The 9,721-nt window shown below is 62.7% G+C and carries 11 protein-coding genes and 2 pseudogenes; 9 read left to right on the top strand and 4 right to left on the bottom strand.

Going from position 1 to position 9,721, the window contains the following annotated elements; genetic code table 11:
- Window positions 1-280, bottom strand: a pseudogene (locus EOB59_RS36880) (metallophosphoesterase); the annotation flags it as partial.
- 154 nt (window positions 281-434) lie between these two features.
- Here EOB59_RS36880 and EOB59_RS30620 point away from each other — a divergent pair.
- Window positions 435-1,028, top strand: coding sequence for a hypothetical protein (locus EOB59_RS30620; protein WP_128289975.1), 594 nt, complete (start codon window positions 435-437; stop codon window positions 1,026-1,028).
- 64 nt (window positions 1,029-1,092) lie between these two features.
- Here EOB59_RS30620 and EOB59_RS30615 read toward each other — a convergent pair whose 3' ends face one another.
- The gene (locus EOB59_RS30615; protein WP_128289977.1) at window positions 1,093-1,773 is read right to left on the bottom strand and encodes a TetR/AcrR family transcriptional regulator; all 681 of its coding nucleotides are present in this window, start codon (window positions 1,771-1,773) and stop codon (window positions 1,093-1,095) included.
- A gap of 96 nt (window positions 1,774-1,869) precedes the next feature.
- Between EOB59_RS30615 and EOB59_RS30610 the strand changes: the two genes are divergently transcribed.
- A complete protein-coding gene (locus tag EOB59_RS30610; protein WP_128289974.1) occupies window positions 1,870-2,649 on the top strand; it encodes an NIPSNAP family protein in 780 nt (259 codons plus the stop codon).
- Here the strand turns inward: EOB59_RS30610 and EOB59_RS30605 are convergent.
- Window positions 2,646-3,458: an alpha/beta hydrolase gene (locus EOB59_RS30605; protein ID WP_128289973.1), complete on the bottom strand. Its 813-nt coding sequence runs from the start codon at window positions 3,456-3,458 to the stop codon at window positions 2,646-2,648. The two genes, EOB59_RS30610 and EOB59_RS30605, sit on opposite strands and share 4 nt — an antisense overlap.
- 8 nt (window positions 3,459-3,466) lie before the next feature.
- Window positions 3,467-4,405 (bottom strand): choline ABC transporter substrate-binding protein, encoded by a 939-nt coding sequence (choX, locus tag EOB59_RS30600; protein WP_128289972.1) that lies wholly within the window; start codon window positions 4,403-4,405, stop codon window positions 3,467-3,469.
- Window positions 4,406-4,486: 81 nt separating this feature from the next.
- Between choX and betI the strand changes: the two genes are divergently transcribed.
- From betI to EOB59_RS30570, 7 genes and pseudogenes are all read left to right on the top strand, one after another.
- Window positions 4,487-5,134, top strand: coding sequence for a transcriptional regulator BetI (gene betI, locus EOB59_RS30595; RefSeq protein WP_128289971.1), 648 nt, complete (start codon window positions 4,487-4,489; stop codon window positions 5,132-5,134).
- Between the two features lie 103 nt (window positions 5,135-5,237).
- Window positions 5,238-5,502: pseudogene (locus EOB59_RS36875) on the top strand (IS1 family transposase); the annotation flags it as partial.
- Between the two features lie 81 nt (window positions 5,503-5,583).
- Window positions 5,584-5,853 (top strand): hypothetical protein, encoded by a 270-nt coding sequence (locus tag EOB59_RS30590; RefSeq protein WP_128289970.1) that lies wholly within the window; start codon window positions 5,584-5,586, stop codon window positions 5,851-5,853.
- An 85-nt stretch (window positions 5,854-5,938) separates the two neighbouring features.
- Window positions 5,939-6,697 carry an SDR family oxidoreductase gene (locus EOB59_RS30585; RefSeq protein WP_128289969.1) on the top strand — a complete coding sequence of 253 codons (759 nt, stop codon included), beginning with the start codon at window positions 5,939-5,941 and terminating at the stop codon, window positions 6,695-6,697.
- A gap of 264 nt (window positions 6,698-6,961) precedes the next feature.
- Window positions 6,962-8,359 carry a class II fumarate hydratase gene (gene fumC, locus EOB59_RS30580; protein WP_128289968.1) on the top strand — a complete coding sequence of 466 codons (1,398 nt, stop codon included), beginning with the start codon at window positions 6,962-6,964 and terminating at the stop codon, window positions 8,357-8,359.
- Between the two features lie 233 nt (window positions 8,360-8,592).
- Window positions 8,593-9,012: a DoxX family protein gene (locus EOB59_RS30575; protein WP_127332224.1), complete on the top strand. Its 420-nt coding sequence runs from the start codon at window positions 8,593-8,595 to the stop codon at window positions 9,010-9,012.
- 152 nt (window positions 9,013-9,164) lie between these two features.
- Complete coding sequence (locus tag EOB59_RS30570; protein WP_128289967.1) at window positions 9,165-9,569, top strand: DoxX family protein; 405 nt, start codon at window positions 9,165-9,167, stop codon at window positions 9,567-9,569.
- Window positions 9,570-9,721 lie beyond the last annotated feature (152 nt).

Here is a 9,721-nt window from a genome sequence, read left to right as displayed (position 1 = left end):
CTATCCTGCCGGCCGAACGCAGGCCGGTGGCGACGCCATTGATCTCGGCCGGCCAGTCCTTGTCGCCAAGCGCATTCAGCACCGCCACGTTGCGCAGCAGCGCGGCGTCGGTCTTGCCTTCCTGCAGGCAGTCGGGGCTCAAACCGCTCGCCATGCGGCAGGCATGGACATCGGCGATGAACAGGAAGGTGGCGTCGATCGCCTGGACGCGTTGCCCGGTCTGGCCGAAGGCCGGCCGCGGCAAGGCGCCGGCCGCGGCAAATCCCGCAGCCTGTACCAGGAAGTTGCGTCGGGAAAGCGATCCAGTCGAATGGCGATTCATCATACGCTGATTCAGCATGGACAGCAGCCGGTCGTCCAGCGCCTCTGCGCCATCATCGACATGACGCCATGGGTCTGGCATGTCTCGCTTGCGCGAGCGGAGGAGGACGAAAATGAAAGCCGCAGCTATCTGCATGATCCTGGCCGCGATGTTGTGCGCGAGCACCGCGCATGCCGCCGATTGCGTCGATGCCAAGTCCGCCAGGAAGGGTTTCGTTCTGGCGAGACCCGGCATCCAGAGCGAATTTCGGCCCGTGGCCGGCGGGATGATGTCGGTTATCAACACCTACGAATCGCAATCGCCCCAGACCCAATATTTGTTCGCCGGCCTGATCGAGGTGTTTCGCGACAGCGACACCGGCCGCCAGGCGATGATCCCGTTTTCCGATCTGCGAAAGCTGTTCCCGCTGAAGGCGGGGGCAAAGGCCACGATAGAGTTCGTCGAGCTGTCGCCGAACAAGCCGCCGAAGGGCACCAAGACGCTGAGCCTGATCGTCAAGGGCAAGGAAGCATTCCGTCTGGGCGACTGCAAATACAATGTCCTGGCGGTCAAGGAGACCTTCAAGAACGGCGCCGGCGAGACGCTGGATTCATTCACCGCCCTTTATGCGCCCGATCTGCAAGCCGCGCTCGCGCGGCGCTACGATGAAGACACCAGTTCGGAATCCGTCAACGGCTACGAGACGATCAAGCCGCTGGCCGAGTAGCTGAACCCGAGCCCGGCGTTCCCCATCTCGCCCGGCATCGCCTGAAGAACGCAGCGACGCAAATTCAAGGGGTTCTCGGCCGTGGCAGTATCCTGTTGCGTCGCCTGGCTGCCAATCCGCCCTGCGATGGCGATGGCGCGCTGCGCTCCAGCCCCGCCAGGCAATCCCGCAGCACACCGGCATCCTGCGCCGTCTTGGCCATCGACATCGCCCCGGAATAGGCGGCGACCGTCAGCGCGGCGAAGCGTTCGGGGTCCGTGCCCCCATCCTTGCCCGCCTGCTGGTCGGCACGCACCTTGTCGGCAATCGCGCGCCGCCACCCGGCAAAGATACCGGAAAGGGCAATGCGGAAATCGGGATCGGCAAGCGACAGTTCGTGCGCCAGATTGTTGAGCGGGCAGCCGCGCACGAAACCCTGCTGCTCCAGTTCCGCCGCCACGGCCTCGAACACCGAGCGCACGCCCTCGCGGGCCGACGCCGCCGCCAGCACAGGCGCGATCCATGTCTCTTCGACCGCTGCGGCCACACGCTCGTCGATCACCGCCAGCGCCAGCGCCTTCTTGGTCGGGAAATGGTGATGCAGCGCGCCGCCGCTGACATCAGCCGCCGCCATCAGATCGCCGATGCTGGAGGCGTGATAGCCGCGCGCCTGGAACGCGTCCTCGGCGACATCGAGCACTTTCTTGCGCATGCCTTCAGGGTCGTTGGTGCGTTTTCCCGGGCGCGGTTTTGGCTGGACGGTCATCTCTGCTGACATTGCCGAACTTTAGCATGTTGACAAAACAGGACAACCGGTCTTTTTTACAAAACAGGACGATCACCCTGTTTTGGAGAATGTCGGATGAACCTGCCCCAGAACGTTGCGACGAAACCCTCGGCGCTCGCTTCGCCTGTCGTCGAGCTTCGGCGATACACGCTGAAGCCTGGTCGGCGCGACACGCTCATCGGCATCTTCGACGGAAGGCTGATCGAGGGCCAGGAGGACGCCGGCATGACCATCATCGGCCAGTTCCGGGACCTCGATCAGCCTGACATGTTCGTCTGGATGCGCGGCTTCGACGGCATGGATGCGCGGAAAAATGCTCTCGCCGCTTTTTATGGCGGGCCGGTCTGGGCGGCGCACAGCCATGCGGCCAACGCAACGATGATCGATTCCGACGATGTGCTGCTGCTGAAGCCGGCGTGGCCCGCCGCCGGCTTCGACCTCGCGGGCAAGCAGCGGCCAAGCCTGGCCGATGACGAAAAGCCCATTCGAAACAAACCGCTGACCGGCATCGTTGTCATCGAGATTCATCATTTGCAGCCCGGCACGGAGGCAGATTTCGCCACTCGCTTCGAGACTGAGACGGCGTGCCTGATGACGGCCGACGCACGCCTGCTCGCCGCCTTCGTTACCGAGCATGCCGAGAACAGTTTTCCGCGCCTGCCGGTACGGGCTGATGAAAACGTCTTCATCAGCGTCATGGGTTTTGCCAGCACCGAGGCGCATGCCCGCCACCAGGCCGCCCTAGCCGCTTCTCCGGCATGGCGGGATTTTTGGCAGGCCGCGCAGCTCGGCCTGACCAAACAAACGGAGACTTTGCGGCTGTCGCCCACATCGCAATCATTGGTCGGGCGTTAGACTTCAAATGCATCGATGATCGCCTTTGCGACAAGGACCGGGTCTTCCCAATGCGGGTTGTGGCCACAGCTCTCGGCCCGAACGAAGACGGCTCCGGCAAGGGCGGATTGCAACGCCTGCTGGTGCGCCTCGCCGAACAGCGGGTCGCAGGCGCCGGCGATGATCAGCGTCCGGGCTTGCACGGCTCGTGCAGCATCGGTCAGGTCGGCGCGGCGGATTTCGTCGAGAATCGCGCGCCAGCGCGGCACCGGCATCGCCGAGGCCTCTTGCGCCAAGCCGGCGAGAAAGGCTGCTGGCACGTCGGAACGACAGGCATGCCACCAGGCATAGAACGGATCGGCCGGCGATATCGGGTCGCGCAGGGCCTCGACGCCCGCGACCAGCGGATGACCCGGCGCGAAATCGGGCTTCAACGTGCCGGCCAGGACCACCAGCCCGCCGATCAGCTCCTTGTGTCGCCCTGCCAATGCGATGGCCACCATGGCGCCCAGCGAATGGCCGACGACGACCGGTCGGTCGAGTTGTAAACTCTGGATCAGCCTGGCGGTATCATCGGCAAGATCGGCGATGCCGCAGTTCTTGCCGGCCTGCGAGGCGCCATGGCCGCGCAGATCCGGCATGATCAGACGACGGTCGGCCAGATATGGCGCCAGAAGCGAAAAACTGCGGCTGGTGTCGGTGAAGCCGTGCACCAACAGCAGTGCCGGCTCGGCGCCTGATATCTCGACATAAGCGATGTCGAGATCGCCGACAGTGACGAACTGCTTGCGGCCGGCCCAGGCGTCCTGTTCCGGCAAAGCATCAAGCACCGCCGCCCTCACAGGCCGAGCTTTTCCTTGACCGCGGCAAGGCCGGGTTGGCCGTCAAAAGTGGTGACGCCGGCGAGCCAGGCATCGAGACGGCTCTTGTTGGCCGTGATTGCCTTCAGCGCGCCGTCCTCCGGCTTCATGCCGTCATTGATCAGATAGCCCATGCCGACATTCTCGAAATCGATGTCGAAGGCGAGATTCCCGAGGAATTGCGCGACGTTCGGGCATTGCTGCAGATAGCCCTTGCGCACCTGCGTCGTCACCGTCGCGGCGCCGAAGTTCGGGCCGAAGAACTTGTCGCCGCCGGTCAGGTACTTGAAGTCGTACATCGTGTTCATCGGATGCGGCGCCCAGCCCTGAAAGACGATGAACTGCTTTTCCTTGATCTCGTAGCCGACCTCGGAAAGCATGCCGGCTTCGCTGGACTCGACCACCTGCCAGCCGTCCAGGCCAAAGGCCGGATCGGCGATGGCGTCCATCATCAACTGGTTTGAACCGGGCTCGATACCGTACATTTTCTTGCCGAACTTGTCGGCGAATTTGTGCAGATCGGAAATGTCCTTGACGCCGGCGTCCCAGGCGTAGGTCGGGACGGCGAAGGTGTATTTGGCGCCCACGAGATTGACGCGCACATTCTCGACAGAGCCGTCCTTCTTGTAGGGCTCGTAATAGGTGACCATGGCCGGATCCCAGTAGCCCAGGAACAGGTCGAGGTCCCTGTTCTTCATGCCCTCGTAGATGACGTTGATGCCGAGCACCTGGCTTTGGGGCTCGTAGCCGAGCGCCTCCAACAGGATGTTGGCGACCCCCGTGGTGAAGGCAAGGTCGTTCCAGCCGGGTTCGGCCATACGGACCGTCCTGCACTCTTGGCCCTCGGCCGCCTGGGCCGCATGAGAGGCCAACATGAGGGCGGCCAAACAGACGCCGTTTGCAAGGATGCGCAACATTTCGGTTCTCCTCATTCGTGAAATTGACCAATTGGTCTTTTTATTGTCCCATGGGTCAATTCTTGATCTGAGCGGACGAAAATGTCAACGTGGATTCGAAATGCATGGACCAATCCCGTGAAACTCAAGCGTCTCAGTGAGATACGCCGCAAGGAGCTGCGGCAGGCGGCCTTCGTGGTTCTGGAGCGCGAGGGCATTGCCGGCGCGACCCTGGAAAAAGTGGCCGCCCAGGCAGGTGCCTCCAAAGGCATCGTGCTGCACTATTTCCGCAACAAGCAGGAACTGTTCGAGCACGCGATGCGCGAAGCCAATGCCGTCCTGTGCCAGGCGGTGATCGCGCGGCTTCGCCGGGCGCGTACGCCGATGGAGCGCATGGATGCGGTGATCGAGGGTAATTTCGAAGAGCATCTGTTCCAGCCGCCTCTGTGCCATGCCTGGCTGTCGCTCTGCGCCGAGGTGCCGCGCGACGAGAAGATGGCCCGTATCCAGCGGGTGATCCATGCGCGCATGCGCTCGAACCTGTTGTCGGGCCTGCACGGCCTCGCCTCGCCGGCGGATGCCGACGACATCGCGCTTGGCGTCACGGCGCTGATCGACGGGCTTTGGCTGCGGCTCGGCCTGCAACCGGGCAGCGTCTCGCGCGAACAGGCCGTCCGCCAGGTCAAGAATTATGTCGCGGGCCGGCTGGCCCTGCGGGAGCCCGTCACCGAAGTTCATACCGTGGGATAGGCGGTAGTGGGTCAGTTTGAAATTTGATGCCGCGAATGCCGTTGTCGTGACCCGCCGTGAACTCCTATATGCTTACAGAAAGTATGGGACGGCGTATGACAATCGAGTGCATAGCCCCGCCGAATGCACTGGTGCGCGGAAAGAGTGGATCGAAGGTAATCCAGACATCAAGCACGTCAGCACGTCATTTGCCGAACGCCAAAACCGGACTATGCGGATGCATATGCGCCGCTTCACGCACCTGACCAACGGCAGTGGAAGCTCACGCCAACGCCGTTGCCCCTGCACTTCATGTATTACAACTTTGTCCGCATTCATGCTTCATGCGCATGACGCCCGCGATGGCCGCCGGCGTGACTGGCAAGCTTTAGGAGATTAGCGATATCGTTGCGCTGATCGAGGCGAAGGAAGCCGAAAAGCCAGCGGCTCGGGGGCGTACCGAAAGAAAGGTGTCTCAACTGATTGATCCTCAACCCATCACGAATGAAAATATCCTGAGGGTTCTTTGCATCGTCCTCGTCGAAATTCGCGCGACCGATGATCTATCCAGAGCTCGTATGCTCGCGGATTCATTTCACAACGCACCGGCCATGATCGCCTCTGGCGCCGGTCCGCAGGATACCTGGGCAAGTGTACTTGGAACCGCTCGCAGGCTTGATATGGAACGATATGTCGTCTCACTGCTGAGCCACGTTCAGGCGAGACAGATTTCAAACTGACCCACTACCGGATAGGCTGGCCGCTTGACCTCGCCCGCTGATATGCGGTGCTCTCGCGGCGGCCAGAGTAGCCTTGGAGCATCCCATGAGACTTCACAACAAGCGCGCGCTGGTCACCGGTGGGTCGGACGGTATCGGCCTGGCGATCGCCGAGGCCTTTTTGCACGAGGGTGCGGACGTCCTGATCGTCGGCCGCGACACCAAGAAGCTCGACGACGCCCGCAAGCAGCTCGGCGGCACTATCGAGACGCTGTCGGCCGATCTTGCCACATCGGCCGGCATTGCGTCCGTCATCGAGCATGTGAAAAAATCGGGCACGCCTATCGATATCCTCGTCAACAATGCCGGAGTGGCTTTCCTGGTGCCGTTCGAAACCGTCAGCGAGGCGCAGTTCCAGCAATCCTTCGCGCTGAATGTCACTGCTGTGTTCTTCATCACACAGGGCCTGCTGCCGCATCTGGCAGCCGGCGCATCGGTGATCAACATCTCGTCCTATTTCGCCAACAAGATGATCCCGAAGCGGCCGTCGAGCCTCTATTCCCTGTCGAAGGGCGCGTTGAACTCGCTGACCAAGTCGCTCGCCTTCGAACTCGGCCCGCGCGGCATCCGCGTCAATGCCATCGCGCCCGGCACGGTCGACACCGCCATGCGGCGCAAGACCGTCGACAATTTGCCAGCCGAGGCAAAGGCGGAACTGAAGGCCTATGTCGAACGCAGCTATCCGCTCGGCAGAATCGGCCGCCCCAACGATTTGGCCGGGATGGCTGTTTACCTGGCCAGCGACGAGGCCGCGTGGACCAGTGGCGGGATTTTTTCGATCGATGGGGGATACACGGCGGGGTGAGCTGCTTTTCTCCCTCCTTGAGGGGGAGATGGCCGGCAGGCCAGAGGGGGTCGCCTCACATGGACGCCAACCTTTTCCGGCGGCGGCAGGAGGTCGCGCCCGGTCGAACCGACCCCCTCTGTCGCCTTCGGCGACATCTCCCCCTCGAGGGGGGAGATTACCAGCACACCTTCAACCGATTTGCATACTTGCCGCCCGCAATCTCCGCTTGAAGCCGTTTGTGCAACGCGATACGCCGTTGCCGACTTCGACAAGGAGAGACCTGTGACCGCTGCAAATACCAGAACCGAAACCGACACGTTCGGTCCCATCGAAGTTGCCGCCGACCGGTACTGGGGCGCGCAGGCGCAGCGTTCCCTTGGCAATTTCAAGATCGGCTGGGAGAAGCAGCCGGCGTCGATCGTGCGCGCGCTGGGCATCGTCAAGCGGGCGGCGGCCGAGGCCAATATGGAGCTCAAACGCCTTCATCCTTCGATCGGCAAGACCATTGTCGAGGCGGCGCAAGAGGTCATCGACGGCAAGCTCGACGACCATTTCCCGCTGGTGGTCTGGCAGACCGGCTCGGGCACGCAGTCCAACATGAACGCCAATGAGGTGATCTCCAACCGGGCGATCGAGATGCTGGGCGGCGTGATGGGCTCCAAGAAGCCGGTGCACCCCAACGATCACGTCAATATGAGCCAATCGTCGAACGACACCTATCCGACGGCCATGCACATCGCCTGCGCCGAACGCATCGTGCACGATCTGTTGCCGGCGCTGAAGCACCTGCACAAGGCGCTCGCCGCCAAGAGCAGAGAGTTCAATCACATCATCAAGATCGGCCGCACGCACACGCAGGATGCCACCCCGCTAACGCTTGGCCAGGAATTTTCGGGCTATGCGGCGCAGGTCGCCTCGTCGATCAAGCGCATCGAGCTGACATTGCCCGGCCTGCAGGAACTGGCGCAGGGCGGCACTGCCGTCGGCACCGGCCTCAACGCACCGGTCGGCTTCGCCGAACGGGTGGCGGATCGCATCGCCAGCATTACCGGCATCGCCTTCGTCACCGCGCCGAACAAGTTCGAGGCGCTGGCGGCCCATGATTCCATGGTGTTTTCGCACGGCGCCATCAATGCGGCGGCCGCCGCGCTGTTCAAGATCGCCAACGACATCCGTTTCCTCGGTTCCGGTCCGCGTTCGGGGCTCGGCGAGCTGTCGCTGCCGGAAAACGAGCCGGGCTCGTCGATCATGCCGGGCAAGGTCAACCCGACCCAATGCGAGGCGCTGACACAGGTCTGCGTGCAGGTGTTCGGCAACAATGCGGCGCTCACCTTCGCCGGCAGTCAGGGCCATTTCGAGCTCAACGTCTACAACCCGCTGATGGCCTACAACTTCCTGCAGTCGGTGCAGTTGCTCTCCGACGCCTCGGTGTCCTTCACCGACAATTGCGTCGTCGGCATCGAGGCGCGCGAAGACAACATCAAGGCGGCACTCGACCGATCGCTGATGCTGGTGACGGCACTGGCGCCGACCATCGGCTACGACAATGCCGCCAAGATCGCCAAGACCGCGCACAAGAAGGGCACCACGCTGCGCGAGGAAGCGCTTGCAACCGGGCTGGTCAGCGAAGCCGATTACGACCGGCTGGTGCGGCCGGAGGACATGACGCATCCGGGGTAGTCAATTCCAGGAAAGTGTCTTTCGGTTTTCGGTCCGGAATGCGTCGACCAAAAGCCGGGTGTTTCGTGACGGGAGAATTTACTCTCGTCACGACGTGACGCGAAGCAAATTTTTCGCAGGCCGCCCGATCACGGAAACGTAAGTACTGTGAACAATGTGTCGCCAGTCTGGTGGCTTTGGTGAACAGTCGGCTTGCTCTATCTCCCCGGTATCAACCATTCCGGAGAGCCACCATGTCCATCAACACTTCAGTCGCCGGTTCCGGCGCATCCAATGCCTCGACCACCATCCTCCTCGGCCGCGTCCTGCTTGCCGTCATCTTCCTGCTTTCAGGCTTCGGCAAGCTGACCGCCATCGCCGGCACGGCCGGCTATTTCGGTGCCCTCGGCCTGCCCTTGCCGACCGTAACGGCCATTGTCGTCGGCCTGATCGAGCTTCTCGGCGGCCTCGCCATCCTCGTCGGCTTCAAGACCCGGATTGTTGCCTGGGTGCTGGCGATCTTCACCGTCGCTACCGGCTTGGTCGCCCATACCGGTTGGGCCGACCAGATGCAAATGATCCAGTTTCTCAAGAACCTCGCCATTGCGGGCGGCTTCCTCGTGCTGGCTTCCTCGGGCGCCGGCGCCTATTCGATCGACGCTAAGCGCGGCTGAGCCAAGAACCCGGCAATAGCCGACAAAAAGCGGCGCGGAATTTTCCGCGCCGCTTTTTCGTTGTTGGTACATGCCCGCCGATCTGTCGGCCGGAGTTTCTGATAGGATCGGGTTATCGGGAGGCCGGCCTGCGGCCGATAAGGGAGGTGAACATGCCCCGCAACGCGCTGCTCCTGCTCTCCCGGCTGCTGCTCGCCGCCCTGTTCGTGCCTTCCGGTATCCATGCATTGAGCGACATAGCCGGCACCACAGGCTATTTCGCCAGCCTCGGCCTGCCGCTGCCGACACTTGCTGCCTGGGGCACGGGACTGTGCGAACTGATCGCGGGGCTGCTCATCCTGGTCGGTTTCCAGACCCGGGTCACGGCGCTGCTGCTCGCCGCCTTCTGCATTGCCGCCGGCTTCATCGGCCACTATGGCCAGGGCGGCGGCGACGCGATGCTCGCCTTCCTGCACCAGCAGATGCTGATGAAGGACATTGCGATAGCAGGCGGGTTTATTGCGCTGGCCATGGCCGGCGCCGGAGCCTGGTCGGCCGACGGGCGGGGTGCGGTTTGATATCTTTGCTTACACGCGCCCGAGCTGGTCGACCCCCACTCCGTCTCGGCTTCGCCGAGCCATCTCTCCCCCGATCGACGGGGTGGAGGAAGGGCGCGAACCTGTTGCCGCCAACGCTCTTCCAACGGGGCTCCCTTCCTTTCCCTCCGGAG

The organism is Mesorhizobium sp. M7A.F.Ca.MR.176.00.0.0, assembly GCF_004023165.1.
Lineage (GTDB): Bacteria > Pseudomonadota > Alphaproteobacteria > Rhizobiales > Rhizobiaceae > Mesorhizobium.
This window is presented reverse-complemented; position numbering and strand designations above follow the sequence as displayed.

Coding starts and splice junctions, on each gene's coding strand:
- EOB59_RS30610 (WP_128289974.1), top strand. CDS start 1,870: ATGAACCTGCCCCAGAACGTTGCGACGAAACCCTCGGCGCTCGCTTCG.
- EOB59_RS30620 (WP_128289975.1), top strand. CDS start 435: ATGAAAGCCGCAGCTATCTGCATGATCCTGGCCGCGATGTTGTGCGCG.
- EOB59_RS30615 (WP_128289977.1), bottom strand. CDS start 1,773: ATGACCGTCCAGCCAAAACCGCGCCCGGGAAAACGCACCAACGACCCT.
- betI (WP_128289971.1), top strand. CDS start 4,487: ATGTCAACGTGGATTCGAAATGCATGGACCAATCCCGTGAAACTCAAG.
- EOB59_RS30585 (WP_128289969.1), top strand. CDS start 5,939: ATGAGACTTCACAACAAGCGCGCGCTGGTCACCGGTGGGTCGGACGGT.
- choX (WP_128289972.1), bottom strand. CDS start 4,405: ATGTTGCGCATCCTTGCAAACGGCGTCTGTTTGGCCGCCCTCATGTTG.
- EOB59_RS30575 (WP_127332224.1), top strand. CDS start 8,593: ATGTCCATCAACACTTCAGTCGCCGGTTCCGGCGCATCCAATGCCTCG.
- EOB59_RS30570 (WP_128289967.1), top strand. CDS start 9,165: ATGCCCCGCAACGCGCTGCTCCTGCTCTCCCGGCTGCTGCTCGCCGCC.